Genomic DNA, 23,407 nt, shown 5'->3' with positions numbered 1-23,407 from the left:
CCCATGGCACGCACCCGAGCGCCCGACCACGAAACCCAACGCGACCAGATCCTCGAGCTCGCCGCCGCCAAATTCGCGCAGACGAGCTACCCGAGCACCTCGATGTCGGATCTCGCGGCCGCCAGCGGCACTTCGAAGGCGCGGCTCTATCACTATTACGAGAGCAAGGAAGCGATCCTCTTCGACCTGCTCGATCGCTACACCAAGCGGCTCATGCTGATCATCGCGGAGGTGGAAGGCGCGAGCCAGCGTCGTGGTCACGACGAGCGCGAGAGCTTCGCGGAGCTGATTCGCGCGTTTCTCGCCGAGTACGAAACCTCGCACAGCCGCCACGTGGCGCTCCTGAACGACGTCAAATACCTCGTCGACGCCCAGCGCGAGATCATCCTGAACCGCCAGCGCGACGTGGTCGCCGCCTTTACGCGTCAACTCGCGCGCGCGTACCCCGGCCAGGTCACGAGCGAAAACCAGACCGCGCTGACGATGATGGTGTTCGGCATGATCAACTGGACCTTTACGTGGCTCAAACCCGGCGGCCGCATGGGCTATCGCGATTTCGCCGAGCAGGTGATCGCCATGGTCGATCACGGCCTAAAGGGCGCCTGAGGGTTGGCTGGACGGTGCTTCGGGCGGCCGATCATTTCGGGCCAGATTGCTGCAATGCGACATGATGCGTCAGGACAACAGTTGACGCGTCAAACGACTCACTCAGAATAAACATTAATAATCAAACGCTTGCGCTCGTATTTTTATTAATTAGGCGCAACACTCAAATTTGCACTCCGGGTTTTCCCTAGAGCGCACCCAGGGTTTCCGCTAGAATGCGTTTTGCGCTGCATCATGCGGCATGCATTCTAAGGAGAACCCACCATGAACCCGCTTTCGACCAAAGCCAACGTGCCGATCATGTCGTCCGTTCGTCCGCTGACGTCCGGTCATGCGCCCGTCATGGTGCGAGTGCTCACCTCGGCAGACCGCGAACGCCTGCTCGCGCACTTTCTCTCGCTCGACAGGGACGACCGGCTGCTGCGCTTCGGCCAAGCCGCGCCGGACCACGTGATCGAAAAGTACGTGCGCTCGATGGACTTCACGCGCGACACCGTGTTCGGCGTGTTCAACCACCAGCTGCAACTCGTCGGCGTCGGCCATCTGGCCTACCTGCCGGCGGACGGCAACGGCCGCACGGCCGAGTTCGGCGTGTCCGTGCAAGAAAGCGCGCGCGGCCAGGGGATCGGTTCGAAGCTCTTCGAGCGCGCAGCGATCCGCAGCCGCAACACGCACGTCACCACGCTCTATATGCACTGCCTGTCGCGCAACTCGACGATGATGCACATCGCGAAGAAGTCGGGTATGAAGATCGAGTACGCCTACGGCGAAGCCGACGCCTATCTGTCGCTCGAACCGGCCGACCAGACCAGCATCATCGCCGAAATGCTCCAGGAACAAGCCGCCGTGTTCGACTACGCGCTCAAGCGTCAGGCGCGCCAGGCCAGCAAGCTGATGGAATCGATCCTGCCGCAGGCTGTCGCGGCGTGACTCCTGCCCTTCGGGATCGGCTGACGCACTGAAAAAGCGGCCTCGGCCGCTTTTTTTGCGGCTGCTGCACGGCGCCGCGCAGTCAGCGGATCGGCAAAGCCGTCGTTTCCTTGAACGTGTCGAGCGAAAAGCTGGACTTCACGTCGATCACCGAAGGATGGTGCAGCAACTGGTCCTGCACGAAGCGCGAAAAGTGCGCCATATCCTCCACCTGCACGCGCAGCAGAAAATCCATGTCGCCCGTCATCGCGTGACAGGCCACCACCTCCGGCCAGGTCTGCACCGCCGCACGAAACAGCTCGGCGTGCGTCACGCCTTCGCGCCCCGCCGCTGTCGGCCCGCGCTTTTCCAACCGCACGTTCACATAGGCAAGCAGGTCCAGCCCCAGCTTCTGCGCATCGAGCAGCGCCACGTAGCTGCGGATCACGCCGCTTTCCTCGAGCCGCCGGATGCGCCGCAAACACGGGCTGGGCGAAAGATTCACGCGCTCGGCGATCTCCTGGTTCGAGAGCCGGCCATTCTCCTGAAGGATTGCGAGAATGCGCCTGTCGATCGCGTCCAATTCGATGCTTGCCATTTTCTGCCTTCCGAACATTCATTGAGGGCAGTTTATAGCGCAGATCGACAGCAGCGCGACCCAACTCGCAAGTTTTCTCCCGATACGGCGGACTACACTGTGCAACACGAAATCTGATCTACATCAGCCAGGAGACAACCATGCAGGTCCCCAACTGGGAGAACCCCGTCGGCACCGACGGCTTCGAATTCATCGAATACACCGCGCCGGACCCCAAGGCGCTCGGCAAACTGTTCGAACGCATGGGTTTCACCGCCATCGCGCGCCATCGCCACAAGGACGTGACGCTCTACCGCCAGGGCGATATCAACTTCATCGTCAACGGCGAACCCGATTCGTTCGCCCAGCGCTTTGCGCGCCTGCACGGCCCGTCGATCTGCGCGATCGCCTTCCGCGTGCAGGACGCCGCCAAAGCCTACAAGCATGCGCTCGAACTCGGCGCGTGGGGCTTCGACAACAAGACGGGCCCGATGGAACTGAACATTCCGGCCATCAAGGGCATTGGCGACTCGCTGATCTATTTCGTCGACCGCTGGCGCGGCAAGAACGGCGCGGCGCCGGGCAGCATTGGCGACATCAGCATCTATGACGTCGACTTCGAGCCGATCGCGGGCGCCGAGCAGAACCCGGTCGGCCACGGCCTCACCTATATCGACCACCTCACGCACAACGTCCATCGCGGCCGCATGAACGAATGGGCCGAGTTCTACGAACGCCTGTTCAACTTCCGCGAAATCCGCTACTTCGACATCGAAGGCAAGGTCACCGGCGTGAAGTCGAAGGCGATGACCTCGCCCTGCGGCAAGATCCGCATTCCGATCAACGAGGAAGGCGGCGAGACGGCGGGCCAGATCCAGGAATACCTCGACGCCTATCACGGCGAAGGCATCCAGCACATCGCGCTCGGCACGAACGACATCTACCGCACCGTGGATGGCCTGCGCGCCAGGGAGATCGCGCTGCTCGACACGATCGACACGTACTACGAGCTCGTGAACCGCCGCATTCCGGGCCACACAGAGCCGCTGGAAGAGCTCAAGAAGCGCAAGATCCTGATCGACGGCATGCCCGAAGACCTGCTGCTGCAGATCTTCACGGAAAACCAGATCGGCCCGATCTTCTTCGAGATCATCCAGCGCAAGGGCAACCAGGGCTTCGGCGAGGGCAACTTCAAGGCGTTGTTCGAGTCGATCGAGCTCGACCAGATCCGCCGTGGCGTGGTGCAGGACAAGGCATGACGCGCCCGCGCCGGTAATTTCGGCCAAGGCCAAACAGAAAGGGCGAAGATCGCACGATCTTCGCCCTTTTTGACTTTTGAATCCGCCGCCGCACACCTCCGCGCCGGATTCGGATGAATGGAATGCTGCGCGGATCAGCGCGGCATCAGGACTTGCGTTCGGCCTTCGCGGCCGGCATGGCGTTCGTATCAGCCTTCATGCTCAGCGTGTACTGGGCGCATCGGGTCGTCGCACTCTCGGCGCTCTTCGTGCTGGCGTTCGAATGCAGTGGCGCGCTCATGGCAAAGAACGCAGCCGAGACCGTCAGGAAGGTCTGGATATGTCGATTATTCATGCTGGACTCCTTTTTTAGACTGCCTGTCGCAGTAGTGCCCCTTTTAATAACTGTTAACAGCCAGGGAAGCTGCGCGGTTCGCACAGGTGAGGGAGTTAGACAGGATATTCAAGTCTGGTTCCCAAGTAGTGCAAGTTTTACACGTTGTTACTCCTCTGAGGAATTCGATACATCCGTTATTACACAAGAGTTTCAGACCGCTTGCGCGACACGGCGCCACAGGCCCGAAACATGCAGCGCAATGCGGGGCGGCGCTCGGACCGCTCGAAGCGGCGGGTTTATCCGAGTGCTACTATCAAAAGAAAGAAGCCAATATGGCGACCCCGGCCCAAGCATTCACAAGATGCCGAGGCCCTGATGTTCTGGCGATCCCACAACGGATTGGTTGGATGGAGGAAGACACATAATGAATGCCCCGCTAGACGCAGGTCAGCGCGCTTCGCTCGAAGCCGCACTCGCTTCCGTCACGCTCGACGATAAATACACCCTCGAACGCGGCCGCGCGTACATGAGCGGCATCCAGGCGCTGGTCCGCCTGCCGATGCTGCAGCAGGAGCGCGACAAGGCCGCCGGTCTCAATACCGCGGGGTTTATCTCCGGCTATCGTGGCTCGCCGCTCGGCGGTCTCGATCAGTCCCTCTGGAAGGCGAAGCAGCATCTCGCCGCGCATCAGATCGTTTTTCAGCCAGGCGTGAACGAAGACCTCGCCGCGACCGCCGTGTGGGGCTCGCAGCAGGTGAACCTGTATCCATCCGCGAAATACGACGGCGTGTTTTCGATGTGGTACGGCAAGGGACCGGGCGTCGACCGCAGCGGCGACGTGTTCAAGCACGGCAATTCCGCCGGCTCGTCGCCGCACGGCGGCGTGCTCGTGCTTGCCGGCGACGACCATGCGGCCAAGTCGTCCACGCTCGCGCACCAGTCGGAGCACGTCTTCAAGGCCTGCGGACTACCGGTGCTGTTCCCCTCGAACGTCCAGGAATATCTCGACTTCGGCCTGCATGGCTGGGCGATGAGCCGTTACTCGGGCCTCTGGGTCGCAATGAAATGCGTGACCGACGTGGTGGAATCGTCGGCTTCGGTCGAACTCGACCCGCATCGCACCAACATCATCCTCCCCGAAGACTTCGCAATGCCCGAGGGCGGCCTGAATATTCGCTGGCCCGATCCGCCGCTCGTGCAGGAAGCGCGTCTGCTCGACTACAAGTGGTACGCGGGGCTCGCCTATGTGCGCGCCAACAAGCTCGACCGCGTCGAGATCGATTCGCCGCACGCGCGCTTTGGCATCATCACAGGCGGCAAGGCATACCTGGACGTGCGCCAGGCGCTCACCGACCTCGGCCTCGACGACGAAACCTGCTCGCGCATCGGAATCCGGCTTTACAAGGTGGGCTGCGTGTGGCCGCTCGAAGCGCAGGGCGCGCACGCCTTCGCGCGCGGCCTGGAAGAGATTCTCGTGGTCGAGGAAAAGCGCCAGATTCTCGAATACGCGATCAAGGAAGAGCTGTACAACTGGCCCGACGCCCAGCGTCCGCGCGTGTACGGCAAGTTCGACGAAAAGGACGGCGCGGGCGGCGAATGGTCGGTGCCGATGGGCAACTGGCTGCTGCCCGCGCACTACGAGCTTTCGCCCGCGATCATCGCCAAGGCCATCTCCACGCGGCTCGACAAGTTCGAATTGCCCTCGGACGTGCGCGCGCGTATCGCGGCGCGCACGAGCGTGATCGAGGCCAAGGAAAAGGCGCTCGCGAAGCCGCGCGTACAGGCGGAGCGCAAGCCGTGGTTCTGTTCTGGCTGCCCGCACAACACGTCGACGAACGTGCCCGAGGGCTCGCGCGCGATGGCCGGCATCGGCTGCCACTACATGACGGTGTGGATGGACCGCAGCACGAGCACCTTCAGCCAGATGGGCGGCGAAGGCGTGGCGTGGGTCGGCCAGGCGCCGTTCACGAACGACAAGCACGTGTTCGCCAACCTCGGCGACGGCACATACTTCCACTCGGGCCTGCTCGCCATCCGCGCGGCGATTGCCTCGAAGGCGAACATCACCTACAAGATTCTCTATAACGATGCGGTCGCGATGACGGGCGGCCAGCCTGTCGACGGCACGCTGACCGTGCCGCAGATCACGCATCAGGTCGCGGCCGAGGGCGCTGCGAAGATCGCGATCGTCACCGACGAACCCGAGAAGTACGAAGGCGAACCCGCCACGAAGCTCGCGCCGGGCGTGACGATCCACCACCGCGACCAGCTCGATGCGATCCAGCGCGAACTGCGCGAGATTCCCGGCACGACGATCCTGATCTACGACCAGACCTGCGCCACCGAAAAGCGCCGCCGCCGCAAACGCGGCGCGTATCCGGACCCGGCCAAGCGCGTGGTCATCAACGAGGCCGTGTGCGAAGGCTGCGGCGATTGCTCGGTGCAGTCGAATTGCCTGAGCGTCGAGCCGCTCGATACGGAATACGGCACGAAGCGCCAGATCAACCAGTCCACCTGCAACAAGGACTTCTCGTGCCTGAAGGGCTTCTGCCCGAGCTTCGTGACGGTGGAAGGCGGCCAGCTACGCAAGCCGAAGACGAGCAGCGTCGCGAACGAAGCGATGCCGACCGTCCCGACGCCCGACGTGCCCGCTATCGACCGTCCCTACGGCGTGCTCGTGACGGGCGTGGGCGGCACCGGCGTGGTGACGATCGGCGCATTGCTCGGCATGGCCGCGCACCTCGAAGCCAAGGGCGTGACCGTGCTCGACGTGACCGGCCTCGCGCAAAAGGGCGGCGCGGTGATGAGCCACGTGCAGATCGCCAACCGGCCCGGCGATATCCACGCCACGCGCATCGCCATGGGCGAGGCGAACCTCGTGATCGGCTGCGACGCCATCGTGACGGCCGGCGACGACTGCGTCTCGCGCATGCAGGAAGGCATGACGCACGTGGTGCTCAACAGCGCGCCCACGCCGACCGCCGAGTTCATCAAGAATCCGCAGTGGCAGTTCCCGGGCTCCAACACCGAAGCCGACGTGCGCGCCGCGGCGGGCACGGACCACGTCGCGACCGTCGATGCGAACCGCTACGCGCTCGCGCTGCTCGGCGACGCGATCTACACGAACCCATTCGTGCTCGGCTACGCGTGGCAAAAGGGTTGGCTGCCGCTCACGCACGAGTCGCTCGTGCGCGCGATCGAGTTGAACGCGGTGCAGGTCGAGAAAAATCTCGCGGCGTTCGAATGGGGCCGCCGCGTGGCGCACGATCGCGCCGCCGTGGATCAGCTCGTGAAGAAGCCGATGCCCGAGCAGAACGCCGAAGCGGCCGGCGCGAAGATCGTCTCGCTGCACACGCCAAAGGCGCTCGACACACTCATCGAAAAGCGCGCGCAGTATCTCGCCGCGTATCAGAGCGCGGCATACGCGCGGCGCTATCGCGCGTTCGTCGAAAGCGTGCGCGAGGCCGAAGCGAAGCTCGAGCACGTCGACGGCCAGTCTCCGCTCACCGAGGCTGTTGCGAAGAACCTGCACAAGCTGATGGCGTACAAGGACGAGTACGAGGTCGCGCGCCTCTACGCGGACCCGGCGTTCATCGAGAAGATCAAGGCGAGCTTCGAAGGCGACTGGAAGGTGAATTTCCATCTCGCGCCGCCCTCGCTCGCGAAGCATGACGACAAAGGCCAGCTCGTGAAGAAGCAGTATGGCCCGCGCATGCTCACGGCCATGCGCGTGCTCGCGAAGTTCAGGTTCCTGCGCGGCACGGCGCTCGACCCGTTCGGCCGCACGGAGGAACGCCGACACGAACGCGCGTTGATCGGCGAGTACGAAATGCTGATGCGCGAAGTGATCGGCGGTCTGAGCGAGGCGAATCTGCCGCTCGCGCTGGAACTCGCGAACCTGCCCGACGCGATTCGCGGTTACGGCCATATCAAGGAGAACAACCTCAAGGCCACGCGTGCGAAGTGGGCCACGTTGCTCGCGAAGTGGCGCTCGCCGGAAAACGGCGCAGCGCGGCACGCGGCTTGACGTTCGCCTGATTTGAGGCGGTAAAAACAAAGGGCGCTCCGTGCAATACGGAGCGCCCTTTTCACATCAGGCGTTTCACGCCAAAGCGATTTACTTCGCCGCAGCCTTCGCCACGTTCGCGTTTGCCGAAGCCACCGCCGTCATGTTGATGATGCGTCGCACGGTGGCCGCCGGCGTGAGGATGTGCACCGGCTTCGACGCGCCCAGCAGGAACGGGCCGACCGTCACGCCTTCGCCGCCGATCACCTTTAGCAGGTTGTACGCGATGTTGGCCGCTTCCACGTTCGGCATGATCAGGAGGTTCGCTTCGCCCGTGAGCGTCGTGCCCGGGAACGACTGCTTGCGGATCAGCTCGGAGAGCGCCGCGTCGCCGTGCATTTCGCCGTCCACTTCGAGCTGCGGATCGCGCGCGGCGATCAGCTCGCGCGCGGCCTGCATGCGCTGCGAGGTCGACGAACGCACGCTGCCGAAGTTCGACGACGACAGCAGCGCGACCTTCGGCGTGATGCCGAACTTCTCGATTTCGCGCGCGGCGAGGATCGTCATGTCGGCGAGCTGCTCGGCGCTCGGCACTTCGTTCACGTAGGTGTCGCTGATGAAGATGTTGCGGCCCGGCAGCATCAGCAGGTTCATCGCCGCGTAGTTCTCGGCTTCCTTCGCCTTGCCGAACACCTGATCGATGAACTTGAGGTGATAGTCGAAGCTGTTGAGCAGGCCGCAGACCATGCCGTCGGCGTCGCCGAGGTGCACGAGAATCGCGCCGATCAGCGTGTTGAACTTGCGCACCGAAGCCTTCGCCACGTCGGGCGTGATGCCCTGACGCGCGCCGAGTTCGTGGTACGCCTGCCAGCTCTTCTGGAAGCGCGGATCGTCTTCGGGATCGACGATCTCGAAGTCGGTGCCCGGACGCAGCTTCGAGCCCATCTTCTTCAGGCGCATTTCCACGACCGACGGACGGCCCACGATGATCGGCCTGGCGATCTTCTCGTTGAGCACGAACTGCGCGGCGCGCAGCACGCGCTCGTCTTCGCCTTCGGCGAACACGATGCGCGCGCAGTTGGCCTTCGCCGCCGCGAACACCGGACGCATCACCATGCCCGAGCGGTAGACCGTCGCGCCAAGCTGCTCGCGATAGGCATCCATGTCCTGGATCGGGCGCGTGGCCACGCCCGAATCCATCGCGGCCTGCGCCACGGCCGGCGCGATCTTGATGATGAGGCGCGGATCGAAAGGCTTCGGAATCAGGTACTCCGGGCCGAATTCGAGCGTGTGGCCTTCATAGGCCTTCGCCACTTCGTCGCCCTGATCCGTTTCCTCGGCGAGTTCCGCGATCGCGCGCACGCACGCGAGCTTCATCTCTTCGGTGATGGTCGTCGCGCCCACGTCCAGCGCGCCACGGAAGATGAACGGGAAGCACAGCACGTTGTTGACCTGGTTCGGATAGTCCGAACGGCCCGTGGCGATGATCGCGTCCGGGCGCACCTTCTTCGCTTCTTCCGGGCGGATTTCCGGCTCCGGGTTCGCGAGTGCGAGGATCAGCGGCTTGTCGCCCATCTCCTTGACCATCTCGGGCTTGAGCACGCCTGCGCTCGAGCAGCCGAGGAACACGTCGGCGGCCTTGATCGCGTCGCCGAGCGTGCGCGCTTCGGTGTTGGCCGCGTAACGCGCCTTAGAGGGATCGAGATTGCCACGACCTTCGTAGATCACACCCTTCGAATCCGTGACGAGGATATTCTCTTTCTTCAGACCGAGCTTCACGAGCAGGTCCAGACACGCGATCGCCGCCGCGCCCGCGCCCGAGCACACGAGCTTCACGCTGCCGAGATCCTTGCCCACGACCTTCAGGCCGTTGAGGATCGCAGCCGACGCGATGATGGCCGTGCCGTGCTGATCGTCGTGGAAGACCGGAATCTTCATGCGCTCGCGCAGCTTCTGCTCGATGTAGAAGCACTCGGGCGCCTTGATGTCTTCGAGGTTGATGCCGCCGAGCGTCGGCTCGAGCATGGCGATGGCGTCGACCAGCTTGTCCGGGTCCAGCTCGTCGAGTTCGATGTCGAACACGTCGATGCCGGCGAACTTCTTGAAGAGGCAGCCCTTGCCTTCCATCACCGGCTTGGCAGCGAGCGGACCGATATTGCCAAGGCCGAGCACGGCCGTGCCGTTCGTCACGACGCCGACGAGGTTGGCGCGCGAGGTGTACTTCTGTGCATCGAGCGGCTCTTCGTGAATCGCCATGCATGCAGCGGCAACGCCGGGCGAATAAGCAAGCGAAAGATCGAGCTGGTTCGAGAGCGGTTTGGTCGGTGTGACCGAGATCTTGCCGGGCCTCGGATTCTGGTGATACGCGAGCGCGCTTTGCTTCAGTTGTTCATCCATTTTTCAGGCCTGCCTGGACGTGAGAGACGTGAGAGAGAGAATCTTTTATGGTCGTAGGCCCGCCGGTTCGCACGGCACGAGCGTTCCAGCAGGGCCGATTAGTGTACACCTGGCGCCGTTCGCGTCCACGTGGGTAAAGACTGATACCGGGAATACGCGCGGCCGATATTGCGGGATGTGCGGCGCTTTCGTCTTACGGATGCGCGCTGCTTATTCGAGCGCGGCGCCGCGGCGTTCGGGAATCAGGAAGAGCGTCGCGAGGATGTCGAGCACGTAGATGGCGGCGAGCATGCCGAGCGCCGCCGTGAAGGAATAGCGCGCGGCCAGCGCGCCCACGGCGAGCGGCCCGAAGCCGCCCACGGCGCGGCCGATGTTGAACAACACGTTCTGCGCGGTGGCGCGTGCCGCGGTCGGATACAGCTCGGAGATGAGCGCGCCATAGCCGCCGATCATGCCGTTGACGAATACGCCCATTGCCGCGCCGCCAATCAACAGCGCGAACGGCGTGGAAAGCTGCGCGTAGACGAACACCATGAGGACGGCGCCCGCCTGATAGAACAGGAACGCGGGCCGTCGGCCGAACCGGTCGGCAGCGATGCCGAACAGCCAGATGCCGAGCGCCATGCCGGCAACCGTCGCGGCGGTCCACAGCCCCGACTTGGTGAGCGAATAGCCGAAGGACTTCGAAAGGTACGCGGGCAACCAGATCATGAGCCCGTAGTAGCCGAAGTTCTGCACCGAGCAGAGCACGGCCACGCCGAGGCTCGCGCGCGCAGTGCGCGCGTCGGCCACGAGCATGCGCAGGGCGCGGGGGCGCTCGGCCCTGGCGGCGGCGGCCGTGCGCCGCGCATGCGCGACGAAAAGCTCGGGCTCCTCCACGCGCCGCCGCACCACGAACGAAACGACCGCCGGCAGCAGCCCGATGGCGAACATGCCGCGCCAGCCGATCACCGGGAGCAGCAGCGGCGTGAGCAGTGCCGCGGCCAGCACGCCCAGCTGCCAGCCGAGCCCGACATATGACGACGCCCGCGCGCGCAGCTGCGCGGGCCACGCCTCGGCAACGAGCGCCATGCCAATGCCGAACTCGCCGCCCAGCCCGATGCCTGCGATCGTGCGGTAGACGAGCAAGTCGCCGTAGCCGCGCGCCAGCGCGCACATGCCGGTGAAGACGGCGAACAGCAGAATGGTCCACGTGAGCACGCGCACGCGCCCGTAGCGGTCGCTCAACAGCCCGAACCCGATACCGCCCACCACCGCGCCGACGAGCGTCCATGTGACGAGCGCGCCCGCCTGCGCGCCGGACAGATGCAAATCGGCGCTGATCGCGGGCAGCATGAAGCCGAGCATCAGCAGATCGAAGCCGTCCATGGCGTAGCCGAGCACCGAGGCGACGAGCGCACGCAGGGCGTGGCCGCGCGTGGCGGCGGCCGGGTTGGTGGAAACGGCGGTCATGTGGGCAGTACTGAGAAATATGCGCGCGCGGGGAGCGCAAACCGGCGTGAGTGTAAAGCTGTGGCCGGGCCGTCACAACCGCGACGCCAACCGCGCGCCGCGGCGCGCCGCCAGCGTTCGCGCCCCACATCGCTGCCGGCGCGTGGCTGTGCGACTCGTCGGCGAACGTCAAGTCGGGTAAAATACCGGCCTACGCGCGCAAGAGAAGCCGTCCGGACCGGGCGAGTCGCCTTGACCCCATGCAGTGAAAAAGGTCAGACGATCCACGCCTTTCGGGCCGCGCACCGCAGGCGCCGAAGCCACGCTTCGTGCCCGCCGTGCCAGCGCCACTGGGCCCCGCGCCCACCCTCCTCCCGCACTCATATCCAAGGATTCGCCCATGACAGGCTACGATCGCCAGACGATCTCGGACGCAACCGCGAAAATGCTGCTCGAAGTGAAGGCCGTGCACTTCAACGCCGAAAAGCCCTTCATCTTCACTTCTGGCTGGGCGAGCCCGGTCTATATCGACTGCCGCAAACTGATCTCGTATCCGCGCGTGCGCCGCGGCCTGATGGAAATGGCCGAAGCCACGATCCTGCGCGACGTTGGCTACGAGCAGATCGACGCCGTGGCCGGCGGCGAAACCGCGGGCATCCCGTTCGCGGCATGGCTCTCCGACCGCCTGATGGTGCCCATGCAGTACGTGCGCAAGAAGCCGAAGGGTTTCGGCCGCAATGCACAGATCGAGGGCCTGCTCACCGAAGGCCAGCGCGTGCTGCTCGTCGAAGACCTGACCACCGACAGCCGCAGCAAGATCAACTTCATCAACGCGCTGCGCACGGCCGGCGCGCAGGTGAACCACTGCTTCGTGCTGTTCCACTACAACATCTTCAAGGAAAGCGTCTCGGTCCTGAAGGACATCGACGTCGACCTGCACGCGCTCGCCACGTGGTGGGACGTGCTGCGCGTCGCCAAGCAATCGGGCTACTTCGAAACGAAGACGCTCGACGAAGTCGAGAAATTCCTGCACGCGCCGGCCGAGTGGTCGGCTGCGCACGGCGGCGCGACGTCGGCGCCGCAGTAAGCGCACAAGCCCCGCGCGCGAGCGCGAGTGCATGGCAAAAAGGTCATCTGCCTCCTGGGCAGATGGCCTTTTTTTCTGGCCGGTGTAGAGATCGAAAGCGGGAGTAAAGCGCGTGTAGCGCGGCAGGATCAACGCGCCGTTTCTGCTTCGCCGCCTGCTTCGGGCACATCGGGCGTATATGAGGAGAGGTTGAGCAAGCCATTGCTCTGCGCATACTGGAAAAGTTCGGAGTCTCGATCGAGTCCGAGCTTGCGCATCGCCGTGTTCTTCTGAGTACTAATCGTCTTAATACTGCGGTTCAGCTTCTCGGATATTTCTTTAATCGTCATGCCCGAAACAAAGAGTCGCACGACCTCGAGTTCCCGCTTTGAGAGAATTACTTCATCGGTTTTCCCGCCGCTGTTGATGCGTAATTGATCGAGCGCAAACTTCACCTGTGGACTCATATATCCGAGATTGCGGCTCACATGCTGCACCGCGAGGCCGATGTGACTCAGGTCGTCGGATTTGTGCACTACCGCGATCACACCGAGTTCACCGAGGCGTTTGAGCAGCGCGGGATTTTCGAGCATCGTGAGGACGACGATGGGAACGTTCGGGAAGTTGCGCCGCAGGTAGCCGATGAGCGGCAAACCGTCGCCGTACTGCCCGCCCGGCATGGCAAGGTCAGTCACCAGCACGTCGCAGGGGCCCGTTTGCAACGCCTTGACGAGTTCGGTGGACTGGCGGGCGCGGCCGACGACCTTGATGCCGGGAAAGTTGAGCAGTGCATGTTCCGCACCAAACAAGATCACCGGATGATCGTCGGCGACTACGACCCTGATTGGTTGCTGCATTCACCCTCCGTGTAGGTGCCGCCGATGGCACCGCTCGCCCGTGCAGGGAGAATATAGAACTATAGCGGAATCCTCCGGCACGTCCGATTACGCGCGCAAGCGAAAGCTCGCTCGCTTAAACCGCTATATTGGATCAAATTCGGATGCGGGAACAATTCAAATAATTCCGTCAGGAAAACGTGGGCCGAATTTTACAAACATGCGGGAGAGCTCGCTGATGCGTACTCCATATGACTTTCAGCCTGGTTGCGCGCGCCGTGCGCGCCTATGCGCGTGGCTCGCAATGGCGAGCGTTGCGGCAACAACCCATTTAGCCTATGCAGGTGAGAAGTTCACGGTATCGAGCATCGATTTCAGCGATGGCGGCAAAATCGGCCCGCGCCAGGTCTTCAACGATGCGGGCTGCAATGGACCGAACCAGTCGCCCAGTTTGACCTGGCGCAATGCTCCTGCAGCTACGCGCAGTTTTGCCATTACGATCTTCGATCGGGACGCGCCAGGACGCGGCTGGTGGCACTGGGCCGTCGCGAATATTCCGGCAGGCGTGACGAGCCTGCCGGAGAACGCCAGCGCCGCGGGCGCGCTGCGCAAGCTCGGCGCGATCGAGGCGCGCAACGACTTCAACATCGAAGGCTATGGAGGACCGTGCCCGCCGCCGGGCAATCCCCACCGCTATGTCGTCACCGTGTACGCGCTGGGCGTCGATACGCTCCCACTCGCGCAAGGCCGCCCGGCAGCACTGTTCGATCGCGAGATCAGCGGCTCGACGCTCGCAAGCGCGCAAATCACCGTGACGTACGGCCGATGACCGGGAGCGGTTGCGCTCGACTGGCGCCAGAGACGTTACGGGTAAGCCCCGGTTTTTTTCCGGACGCGTTCACACGCGCGTCCGCATGACGTCTTAAAATACCGTTCCACCACCGCCCCGGGTGATGGCGCCCCGCAATCCCGCGTTCAGAGAGACTGAGATGAGCACGAAAGTTTTTGTCGACGGACAGGAAGGCACGACCGGCCTGAAGATTTTTGAATACCTGTCGCCGCGCGCCGACGTCGAGATCCTGCGTATCGACGATGCGAAGCGCAAGGACGTCGAGGAACGCCGCCGTCTCATCAACGCTTCGGACGTCACGTTCCTGTGCCTGCCGGACGTCGCCTCGCGCGAGTCGGCCTCGCTCGTCGAGAACGATCGCACCGTGCTGATCGACGCGAGCACGGCGTTCCGCACCCAGGCCGACTGGGCCTACGGCCTGCCCGAGCTGACCAAAGCCCAACGCGACAAGGTGCGCAAGTCGAAGCGCATCGCGGTGCCCGGCTGTCACGCATCGGCGTTCATTCTCGCCATGCGTCCGCTCGTCGAAGCGGGCCTCGTCGCGCCGGATTTTGCCGCGCACAGCTACTCGCTCACGGGCTACAGCGGCGGCGGCAAGAAGATGATTGCGGAGTACGAAGCGGGCGGCAACGCGAAGCTCGCGAGCCCGCGCCCGTACGCGCTCGGCCTCGCGCACAAGCATTTGCCGGAAATGGCGGTGCACGGCGGCCTGAAGTCGGCGCCGGTGTTCACGCCGATCGTCGGACCGTTCTACAAGGGCCTCGCGGTCACGACCTATTTTTCGCCGAAGCAACTCACGCGCAGCGCAAAGCCGCAGGACGTGCAGGCGCTCTTCGCCGAGTACTACGCGGGCGAGCCGTTCGTGCATGTGGCGCCGTTCAACGCGGATGAGAACCTCGACGCCGGCATGTTCGACGTGCAGGCGAACAACGACACGAACCGTGTCGACCTGTTCGTGTTCGGCAACGACGAGCAGTTCGTCACCGTCGCCCGCCTCGACAACCTCGGCAAGGGCGCTTCGGGTGCCGCGATCCAGTGCATGAATCTCGCGACTGGCGCGGCTGAAAATACCGGCCTGCATGCCTGAAGCGGCGGGACTTGCCGCGCAAAAAGACCGGCTCGCTGAGCCGGTCTTTTTTTGCCCCTAGGCCCCTCGCCTTGCGCCCATGCAAAACCCGCAGACGAAAAAAAGCCCGCCAATGGTTGGCGGGCTGAATCCATATCAGAGGAGACATGGAGGAGACAAGAACCAGTATATCGACTAGCGTGATGCAATGCAACATGTAAAGTAGTGCGCACCCTGAATGTTGCGCAACAACAACATGGCCGTCATTGTCCTGTCATCGAGAGAATGAACATTAGCTGATCGAGCCCCACGGGCCGCACGAGATGTACGTCGAAGCCCGCGGCAAGCGCCTCGTCGCGGTGGCGCGACTCTCCCCAGCCTGCGAGCGCGATCAGGAGCGGCAGCCGTGCGCCGCCCAGCGCACGCAATTGCCGCACGATCGTTCCGGGCTCGTCCTGGGCTAGCGAAAGCGCCACGATTGCCACGTCGGGCGCGCCGCGCACGGCAAGATCGCGTGCCTCGTCGAGCGTGCGGGCCACAGATACGCCGTAGCCGAGATCGGTCAGCAAGTTGCTGAGCCCGTCCAGCGACTTCTCGTCGTTATCGGCGATCAGGATGCGCGTCTCCATCCGCCGTTCTCCTACCCTGAAAATGGCCTCGCAGCCGGATCTCCCGTCGGATCCGGTGCGTGCCGTGTCGTCGTCATCGGTTCCCCGTCCCAACATCGCGGGCAGCGCCCCCAATCCGGCCGCCATCCCTCGAGATGCGTCACATTGTGCTCAGCCGCACTCCGGGTCTTTGTGCGTCACCGCGCGGTCGTCTGCAAATTTTGATCGCAAAGCGCCCCCGAACGTTCGCCGCGCCTCATTGCGCCCCTTCATGTCACGCTCGTCAGCCGCGGCCCGCGCGCCGCGCGGCCACCTTGCCGAGCACGGCGAAATCGGAGTCGCCGTCGCCGTGCGCCACGGCTTCGAGCAGGCTGTCGCGCAGCACGCTCGCGAGCGGCATCGGCGTTGCGGCCGCGTCGGCCGCTGCCAGCGCGAGCCGCACGTCCTTCAGACCGAGGCGCGCCTTGAAGAGCGCGGGCTCGTAGCGCCGCTGCGCGATCATGCCGCCATAGCCCGCATACACCGGGCCCGGAAACGGGCCGCCCGTCACGACGTCGAGGAAGTCGCGCATTGCGACGCCGTAGCCGTCGAGCAGCGCCGCCGCCTCGCCGAGCGACTCGACGGCCGCCGCCAGCATGAAGTTCGCGGCGAGTTTCATCACGTTTGCCTGCTGCGGCTCGGCGCCCACGCGCCACGTTTTCTGGCCGATCACGTCGAATAGCGGCTGCACGCGGTCGATCGCCTCGGTCGCCCCTGCCGCCATGATCGTGAGTTTCGCCGCCTGCGCGGCGTCCGGGCGCCCAAGTACCGGCGCCGCCACGTAGTGCAGGCCGCGCCCGCCATGGGCCTGCGCAAGCGCTTCGGCCAGCGCGACGGAAATGGTCGCCATGTTTACGTGCACGAGGCCTTGTGGCGCATGGTCGAGCAGCGACGCGTCGATGACTTCACGCAGCGCGGCGTCGTCGGCGAGCATTGAGAACACGGCGTCGCCGGCAAAGGCCTCGTCCGGCGTGCCGACGATGCGCGCGCCCGCGTCGGCAAGCGCCTGCGCCTTCGCGGCCGTGCGGTTCCACACGCGCACCGCGTGGCCCGCCTTCAGCAGATTGCCGACCATCGCGCCGCCCATTTCGCCAAGCCCGATAAATCCGATGTCCATCGCCTGCTCCTTCCGTGTAAAACGAGGGGAAACCCGGGGCAAAAGTGCAGTACAGCACAAGACGGGCCGCGCTGCAGGCGGGCTCTCACGCCGCGCGATCGCACGCGCGCTCCGGCAGGCGGTGCGATACTGCTTTGCATGGTCACCGCCACCTTCCGCTTTTACGAGGAGCTGAACGACTTTCTTGCGCGGCCGCTGCGCCGGCGGGCGTTCAGCTGCGCCTGCGCGCGCAACGCGACGGCGAAACATATGATCGAAGCGCTCGGCGTGCCGCATACGGAGGTCGAGCTGATCCTCGTGAACGGCGAATCGGTGGGTTTCGATCATCCGCTCGCGGACGGCGACCGCGTGGCCGTCTACCCGAAGTTCGAGGCGCTCGACATCCGGCCGCTGCTGCGCGTGCGCGACGCGCCGCTGCGCGAACTGCGCTTCGTCGCCGACGCGCATCTCGGCGGCCTCGCACAACTGCTGCGGCTGACCGGTTTCGATACGCTCTATGACAACCACTTCCCCGACGACGAGATCGAGGCGCTCGCCGCCGCCGAGCACCGCATCGTCCTCACGCGCGACCGGGAACTGCTCAAACGGCGCAGCATCACGCACGGCTGCTACGTGCGCGCGCTCAAGCCGCGCGCCCAGGTCCACGAGATTTTCGAGCGGCTCGACCTCGCGGCGAGCGCGCGGCCGTTCCGGCTCTGCCTCATGTGCAATGCGCCGCTGCGGCCGATCGAGCGCGCCGCGGTGCGCGAGCGCGTGCCCGCCGGCGTCTACGACCGGCAGACGCGCTTCGCGACCTGCGACGTCTGCCGGCGAGTGTTTTGGGAAGGCTCGCACTGGCAGCGCATGCGCACACTGATCGACGCCCTCACGCGCCCCACAGACGAAGCGCACGAGGCACATGACCGGCACGAGCGGCAGGACCGGCACAACGGCCATGAGGCGCCGGACCGCGGCGGCGGCGCGTAGTGGTATTCACGGGTACTCAATGCGGCTGAATGGCGCCCGGGGGCAAGTCGCCGCGATGGACGCACGCGGGCGTTTGCGTACAATGCGCGCCACCGCCCAACACCGGAGCACGATATATGGCCATGAAGAAAACCGACCTTGAGAAGAACAAGGCACTGAAACTGATGCAAGCGACGCACAAGAGCGGGCCCGACCGCTTCGGCAAGGGCGCGGCGCAACCGGCGCTGGACCGCCGCGAACAGCGCAAGCTGGACCAGGCGCAAGGGCTCGTGCCGTTCGCGTGCAAGCTCAACGCCGATCTCGTCGAGAAGCTGAAGGCTCGCGCCGAGGGTCACCCCGGCGGCGTGAACGGCCTGCTGACCGAATTGCTGGAGGCCGGGCTCGCACGCGACGCGTCCTGAGCTCGTGCTCGCAGCTAACGCGCAAAAAAAAGCCAGAGCAGATGCTCTGGCTTTTTTTACGACTGAAGGGCGCTTTAGTTTGCCTGGCCCTTGTCTGCCGTACCGGCGGCCGATGCGCCTTCCGACACAGCGGCACGCTTGCCGTGGTGCTTGAGTTGCTTGTGCTGCTTCTTGGCCTTTGCGGGCGCGCTGGCTGCCGGTGCGGTTGCAGCGGGAGCCGAAGCGTCTTGTGCGAATGCCGAAGCCGTGACCAGTGCGAACGATGCTGCGATGAGCGAGGCGAGAATCTTTTTCATCTGTTGTTCCCCAAAACCTGACAAATATGACCGGCACGTTGTGAATTAGAACAGCGTGAAACCGCGAAACGATCCGTTTGCCGATCTAGGCGGGCGTTTCGCGCGAAGCAGTATTACGCAGCGTAGGGCGTTTGTCATCCGCTAATGGCCCGGTGTATTTTCCGGGAGACAATTCCCTTTCAATTCGGATACGATCGACCTTTACGCGTCCGTTTTCCTGAAGAAAAACGCTCTCGCGCCCGCCCCCCGCGAAAAGAGATCTCCGCTTGCAATCCACCTCCCGCCGCCACCTGCGCGCCAATCTGCTGATGCTGACCGCCGCGCTGATCTGGGGCTCGGCGTTCGTCGCCCAGCGCCTGAGCCTCGACGCCATCGGCCCGTTCCTGTTCACCGGCCTGCGCTTCCTGCTGGGCGCCGGCGTTGTCTCGATCTTTGTGCTTGCCCGCCGCCGCGTCAGCGCGCGCGGCGCAGCGGACAGCAGCAACGCGGCGGCGCCGGCGCTGTTCAACGGCGCGCTGCTGCGCTCGGGCACCGTGCTCGGCCTCGTGCTGGCCGTCGCCATCTCGCTTCAGCAAATCGGGCTCGGCTACACGAAGATCGCCAACGCCGGCTTCATCAGTTCGCTGTATGTCGTGATCGTGCCGATGCTCGGCGTGCTGCTGCGCCATCGCACGGGCATGGGCACATGGCTCGGCGCCGGCCTCGCCGCGGTTGGGCTCTACTTCCTCAGCATCAACGAACACTTTTCGGTGATGTACGGCGACTGGTACCAGCTCGGCTGCGCGCTCGTGATCTCGATCCAGGTCATGCTCGTGGGCCACTACGCGCCGCGCCACGATCCGCTCGCGCTTTCGATCGTGCAGTTCGTCGCCTGCGGCGTGGTGTGCCTCGCGATAGGGCTCGCGTGCGAACCGCTGCGGGCGGCCGACATTGTGCGCGCCGCGCCCACCATCCTCTATGGCGGCGCGCTTTCGGTGGGCATCGGTTATACGCTGCAGGTCGTCGCGCAGCGCGACGCCGCGCCCGCGCACGCCGCCGTGATCTTCAGCATGGAAGGCGTGTTCGCCGCGCTTGCGGGCTGGGCCGCACTCGGCGAAACGCTGACGCCGCGCGCACTCGCCGGCTGCGCGCTCATGCTCGCCGGCCTGCTAGCTTGCCAACTCCTGCCGGCCTGGCAAGCGCACTTGCTCGCGAAACAGCGGCGCGCCGCAACGCAACCTGCCGAAACGGCCTAGAAACGCGCCATGATTTCCCGGCGTTGATCTCGCGCTCCGCACTGTTTCGACGAATGGCGTCGCTTTCGAGCGACGCCATTTTTTTTCATGTGGATAACGCTAGATTGCGCCGCGCCGGACCAGGTTATCCACGCCTCCCTCTGGACAACCTGGGGACGACCTGGCGAACGACCTGTGGACCACTTCTTGATAACCACGCATCTGGCGTTGCGGCCTGAAAAGTTATCCCAGCAGCTCGCAACGCGTACAAACTTTGTCCGCATGGCTATCCGTTTTGCATCGGTATGAGCCGACAGGCAATTCTCGTGTTGTCCACAGTTAATGCCAGGACTTGTTAACTGCTACTACTTATAAATATAAATACTGAAAAGACTATGGGATAGACGCGACGCTCGCTGCGCTCGCGTGCTGCGCATTCGCGCAAAGCCATTCAAAAAAAAGCGTACCTACCGAGGTGGCACGCCCTTACCGGAATGCATCGCTGAGAACACCGTGGGGGCTACTCGCCCGCCATCATCCGCTCGATAGTCGGCTCGAGGTCGAGCAGACCGATGGTCGCGGGCTTGGCTTCGACGACGCCGAAGCATTCAGTGCGCCGCGGCGCCGGATCGACGAGAAAATTGCGCGCGTAATGCCCGCAACGCGCAGGCGGCAGAAGCCGCTCAGGCGGGATCACCTCGAACGCCGTCCCCACGGCGATGAAGAGATCGTCGGGCGTCATGTCGCCCTGAATGCGCCAGAGCGTTTCGTATTCGGGCGCGGCCTCGTTGAAGAACACCACGCCGGGTTTCACGCCCTCGACCTGCCCGCACGACGGACAGGCCGCTTGCGGATCGAGCGCGCGGCCGGACACGGGAAACCGATAGTCGCAGTCGGTGCACAGCAGCGAAATCATGTCGCCGTGCAGATGCGTCACCTGGCGCGCGCCGGCCTGCTCGAGCATGTCGTCGATGTTCTGGGTGATGAGATGCACGCGCTCCGTGCCCCAGGCGTCCTGCCACTTCGCGAGCCGGTCGTGGGCGGCGTTCGGGCGCGCGTCGCCGCATTCGGCGATGCGCTGGTTGTAGAAACGGAACACCGCGGGCCGGTTGCGGCGCCACGTGAGGTAATTGCAGACCTCGTCGATGCTCGCGTGGGACCAGATGCCGTCGCCGGTGCGGAACGTCGAAATGCCGCTTTCCGCAGACAGTCCCGCCCCGGAAAACACGAACAGGCGGGGGAGTCTGCCGGACTGCCCTGGTTGCCGGGATTGCGCCACGTTTGCCACTTTCGCCTCCTTGATCGAACGGCGACATTATGACCGTCAAGAGGCGTTTCGACAGAGGTTCGCCATGGCGGTGAGGCGAAGGGTCCCGACGAGCGCGTTGCGCGCCCTCAGAGGCGGCGTAACGTGTGTGGCCACCCCTGCCCTCGCACTGAACCGCGGCAGCCGCCTGAGCGGCCTCTGAGCACCTCCTGCTGCGATCGACCGAATAGAGTGGTCCAACAAAAAGGGGATGCCGCAATGGCATCCCCTTATTCAACCGGCCCGATCAGCGCGCGAACGACCTCACTCCACCGTCACCGACTTCGCGAGATTGCGGGGCTTGTCCACATCGGTGCCGCGCACGCACGCCGTGTGATACGCGAGCAGCTGCAGCGGCACGACGTGCAGGATCGGCGACAGCAGCCCGTAGTTTTCCGGCATGCGGATCACGTGGATGCCGTCTTCGCTCGTGATGTGCGTATCGGCATCGGCGAACACGTAGAGCTGGCCGCCGCGCGCGCGCACTTCCTGCATGTTCGACTTGAGCTTCTCGAGCAGCGCGTCGTTGGGCGCGACCGTCACCACGGGCATCGCCTCGGTTACGAGCGCGAGCGGTCCGTGCTTGAGTTCGCCGGCCGGATACGCCTCGGCGTGGATGTACGAGATTTCCTTGAGCTTGAGCGCGCCTTCGAGCGCGATCGGGTAATGCAGCCCGCGCCCGAGGAACAACGCGTTTTCCTTGCGCGCGAATTCTTCGGACCACGCGATGATCTGCGGCTCCAGCGCGAGCACGCCGTTGAGCGCGGCCGGCAGGTGGCGCAGCAGTTTCAGGTGCGCGCTTTCCTGTTCGGCATTCACATGGCCGCGCAGCTTGCCGAGCGTGACGGCGAGAATGAAGAGGCCGACGAGCTGCGTGGTGAACGCCTTCGTCGACGCCACGCCGATCTCGCGCCCTGCGTGAGTGAGGAACTTGAGCGCGGTGAGTCGCACCATCGCGCTCGTCGCCACGTTGCACACGGCGAGCGTGTGCGCCATGCCGAGCGACTGCGCGTGCTTGAGCGCGGCGAGCGTGTCGGCGGTTTCGCCCGACTGCGAGATCGTCACGACGAGCGCGCGCGGATTCGGCACCGACTCGCGATAGCGGTATTCGCTCGCGATCTCGACATCGGTGCGGATCTTCGCCACGGATTCGAGCCAGTACTTCGCCGTGAGGCCTGCGTAATAGCTCGTGCCGCACGCGAGAATCAGGATGCTGTCGATGCCCTTGAACACCTCGCCCGCGTTCTCGCCGAAGAGTTCGGGCGTGAAGGCGTCGGTGGCGGGAATGGTGTCGGAGATCGCCCGCGGCTGCTCGAAGATTTCCTTCTGCATGTAGTGGCGATACGGACCGAGATCGACCGCGCCGCCATACGCGCCATAGGCCTGCACGTCGCGCACTTCGCGCGTCACGAGGTTGCCGGCGCGATCGGCGATGCGCACGCCTTCGAGCGTGATCTCGCACACATCGCCCTCTTCCAGATAGCTGATGTGCTCGGCGCTGCCCGCGATGGCGAGGCCGTCCGATGCAATGAAGTTCTCGCCCTTGCCGTAGCCCACCACGAGCGGCGAACCGGCGCGCGCGCCGACCACCGTATGCGGCTGGCTTTTGTGCACCACGCCGATCGCATACGCGCCCGCGAGTTGCTGGACGGCTACGCGCACGGCGGCGAACAGGTCGCCCTGATACAGGCTGTGGATCAGATGGGCGATGACTTCGGTGTCGGTCTGCGAAACGAATTCGTAGCCCTTCGCGCGCAGCATTTCGCGCAGCGATTCGTAGTTCTCGATGATGCCGTTGTGCACGATCGCGAGCGTGTCGCGCGAGAAGATCGGGTGCGCGTTGTTCACGGTGGGCGCACCGTGCGTGGCCCAGCGCGTGTGCGCGATACCGGTCACGCCTTCGAAGTGCGCCTCGCGCACCTGCTCGTCGAGCTCTGCCACGCGCGCCACGCTGCGCACGCGCTGCGGGCCGTCGGCCGTCACGACGGCCACGCCGCACGAGTCGTAGCCGCGATATTCGAGCCGCCGCAGTCCTTCGATCAGGACAGGAACGATGTTACGAAGCGCTACCGCGCCGACGATGCCGCACATGGATTCGATCCTTTGCAATGAGAGGCGTGGGCGCCGCGCGCTTGTCGCGC

At 64.4% G+C, this 23,407-nt stretch carries 20 protein-coding genes; 10 read left to right on the top strand and 10 right to left on the bottom strand.

Annotated features, from left to right (window positions below; genetic code table 11):
- Positions 1-3 precede the first annotated feature (3 nt).
- Together M3I53_RS26390 and M3I53_RS26385 are read left to right on the top strand one after the other, a co-directional pair.
- Positions 4-606, top strand: a complete 603-nt coding sequence (locus tag M3I53_RS26390; protein WP_042269159.1) for a TetR/AcrR family transcriptional regulator — start codon at positions 4-6, stop codon at positions 604-606.
- A 300-nt stretch (positions 607-906) separates the two neighbouring features.
- Entirely contained in the window at positions 907-1,536 is a 630-nt protein-coding gene (locus M3I53_RS26385; protein ID WP_375542586.1) for a GNAT family N-acetyltransferase, read from the top strand.
- 82 nt (positions 1,537-1,618) lie between these two features.
- On the opposite strand, the gene M3I53_RS26380 is transcribed toward M3I53_RS26385, so the two are convergent.
- Entirely contained in the window at positions 1,619-2,113 is a 495-nt protein-coding gene (locus M3I53_RS26380) for an Lrp/AsnC family transcriptional regulator (RefSeq protein ID WP_028203439.1), read from the bottom strand.
- A gap of 140 nt (positions 2,114-2,253) precedes the next feature.
- Here M3I53_RS26380 and hppD point away from each other — a divergent pair, with 140 nt between their 5' ends.
- Positions 2,254-3,351, top strand: a complete 1,098-nt coding sequence (gene hppD / locus M3I53_RS26375; RefSeq protein ID WP_254318772.1) for a 4-hydroxyphenylpyruvate dioxygenase — start codon at positions 2,254-2,256, stop codon at positions 3,349-3,351.
- A gap of 145 nt (positions 3,352-3,496) precedes the next feature.
- Here the strand turns inward: hppD and M3I53_RS26370 are convergent, their stop codons facing one another.
- Entirely contained in the window at positions 3,497-3,685 is a 189-nt protein-coding gene (locus M3I53_RS26370) for a hypothetical protein (protein ID WP_254318771.1), read from the bottom strand.
- Between the two features lie 406 nt (positions 3,686-4,091).
- On the opposite strand from M3I53_RS26370, the gene M3I53_RS26365 reads away from it, so the two are divergent.
- Positions 4,092-7,694, top strand: coding sequence for an indolepyruvate ferredoxin oxidoreductase family protein (locus M3I53_RS26365; protein WP_254318770.1), 3,603 nt, complete (start codon positions 4,092-4,094; stop codon positions 7,692-7,694).
- Positions 7,695-7,784: 90 nt separating this feature from the next.
- On the opposite strand, the gene M3I53_RS26360 is transcribed toward M3I53_RS26365, so the two are convergent.
- Positions 7,785-10,070 carry an NADP-dependent malic enzyme gene (locus M3I53_RS26360; protein WP_254318769.1) on the bottom strand — a complete coding sequence of 762 codons (2,286 nt, stop codon included), beginning with the start codon at positions 10,068-10,070 and terminating at the stop codon, positions 7,785-7,787.
- Between the two features lie 210 nt (positions 10,071-10,280).
- Positions 10,281-11,522 carry an MFS transporter gene (locus M3I53_RS26355; protein ID WP_254318768.1) on the bottom strand — a complete coding sequence of 414 codons (1,242 nt, stop codon included), beginning with the start codon at positions 11,520-11,522 and terminating at the stop codon, positions 10,281-10,283.
- A gap of 379 nt (positions 11,523-11,901) precedes the next feature.
- Here M3I53_RS26355 and M3I53_RS26350 point away from each other — a divergent pair, with 379 nt between their 5' ends.
- Complete coding sequence (locus M3I53_RS26350) at positions 11,902-12,588, top strand: orotate phosphoribosyltransferase (protein ID WP_254318767.1); 687 nt, start codon at positions 11,902-11,904, stop codon at positions 12,586-12,588.
- Between the two features lie 128 nt (positions 12,589-12,716).
- On the opposite strand, the gene M3I53_RS26345 is transcribed toward M3I53_RS26350, so the two are convergent.
- Positions 12,717-13,424 carry a response regulator transcription factor gene (locus tag M3I53_RS26345; protein WP_254318766.1) on the bottom strand — a complete coding sequence of 236 codons (708 nt, stop codon included), beginning with the start codon at positions 13,422-13,424 and terminating at the stop codon, positions 12,717-12,719.
- A gap of 283 nt (positions 13,425-13,707) precedes the next feature.
- Between M3I53_RS26345 and M3I53_RS26340 the strand changes: the two genes are divergently transcribed.
- Together M3I53_RS26340 and argC are read left to right on the top strand one after the other, a co-directional pair.
- Positions 13,708-14,232: a YbhB/YbcL family Raf kinase inhibitor-like protein gene (locus tag M3I53_RS26340; RefSeq protein ID WP_254318790.1), complete on the top strand. Its 525-nt coding sequence runs from the start codon at positions 13,708-13,710 to the stop codon at positions 14,230-14,232.
- A gap of 160 nt (positions 14,233-14,392) precedes the next feature.
- Positions 14,393-15,340 carry an N-acetyl-gamma-glutamyl-phosphate reductase gene (gene argC, locus M3I53_RS26335; RefSeq protein WP_254318765.1) on the top strand — a complete coding sequence of 316 codons (948 nt, stop codon included), beginning with the start codon at positions 14,393-14,395 and terminating at the stop codon, positions 15,338-15,340.
- 242 nt (positions 15,341-15,582) lie between these two features.
- Here the strand turns inward: argC and M3I53_RS26330 are convergent, their stop codons facing one another.
- Positions 15,583-15,948 carry a response regulator gene (locus M3I53_RS26330; RefSeq protein ID WP_254318764.1) on the bottom strand — a complete coding sequence of 122 codons (366 nt, stop codon included), beginning with the start codon at positions 15,946-15,948 and terminating at the stop codon, positions 15,583-15,585.
- A gap of 262 nt (positions 15,949-16,210) precedes the next feature.
- Positions 16,211-17,083 carry an NAD(P)-dependent oxidoreductase gene (locus M3I53_RS26325; RefSeq protein WP_254318763.1) on the bottom strand — a complete coding sequence of 291 codons (873 nt, stop codon included), beginning with the start codon at positions 17,081-17,083 and terminating at the stop codon, positions 16,211-16,213.
- Positions 17,084-17,221: 138 nt separating this feature from the next.
- Between M3I53_RS26325 and M3I53_RS26320 the strand changes: the two genes are divergently transcribed.
- Together M3I53_RS26320 and M3I53_RS26315 are read left to right on the top strand one after the other, a co-directional pair.
- Positions 17,222-18,049, top strand: coding sequence for a Mut7-C RNAse domain-containing protein (locus M3I53_RS26320; RefSeq protein WP_254318762.1), 828 nt, complete (start codon positions 17,222-17,224; stop codon positions 18,047-18,049).
- Between the two features lie 116 nt (positions 18,050-18,165).
- On the top strand, positions 18,166-18,450 hold the full coding sequence (locus M3I53_RS26315) for a hypothetical protein (RefSeq protein ID WP_254318761.1): 285 nt from the start codon (positions 18,166-18,168) through the stop codon (positions 18,448-18,450).
- A gap of 74 nt (positions 18,451-18,524) precedes the next feature.
- Here M3I53_RS26315 and M3I53_RS26310 read toward each other — a convergent pair whose 3' ends face one another.
- Positions 18,525-18,746: a hypothetical protein gene (locus M3I53_RS26310; protein WP_028203426.1), complete on the bottom strand. Its 222-nt coding sequence runs from the start codon at positions 18,744-18,746 to the stop codon at positions 18,525-18,527.
- A gap of 308 nt (positions 18,747-19,054) precedes the next feature.
- Here M3I53_RS26310 and M3I53_RS26305 point away from each other — a divergent pair, with 308 nt between their 5' ends.
- Positions 19,055-19,981, top strand: coding sequence for a DMT family transporter (locus M3I53_RS26305; protein WP_375542585.1), 927 nt, complete (start codon positions 19,055-19,057; stop codon positions 19,979-19,981).
- 499 nt (positions 19,982-20,480) lie between these two features.
- On the opposite strand, the gene M3I53_RS26300 is transcribed toward M3I53_RS26305, so the two are convergent.
- Positions 20,481-21,248 carry a Sir2 family NAD-dependent protein deacetylase gene (locus tag M3I53_RS26300; protein WP_254318759.1) on the bottom strand — a complete coding sequence of 256 codons (768 nt, stop codon included), beginning with the start codon at positions 21,246-21,248 and terminating at the stop codon, positions 20,481-20,483.
- Between the two features lie 282 nt (positions 21,249-21,530).
- Positions 21,531-23,357 carry a glutamine--fructose-6-phosphate transaminase (isomerizing) gene (gene glmS, locus M3I53_RS26295; protein WP_254318758.1) on the bottom strand — a complete coding sequence of 609 codons (1,827 nt, stop codon included), beginning with the start codon at positions 23,355-23,357 and terminating at the stop codon, positions 21,531-21,533.
- Positions 23,358-23,407: the final 50 nt, after the last annotated feature.

This window comes from Paraburkholderia sp. CNPSo 3272 (assembly GCF_024206495.1).
Lineage (GTDB): Bacteria > Pseudomonadota > Gammaproteobacteria > Burkholderiales > Burkholderiaceae > Paraburkholderia.
Note: the sequence above shows the minus strand (reverse complement) of the source record. Positions and strands in the feature narration are given on the sequence as shown.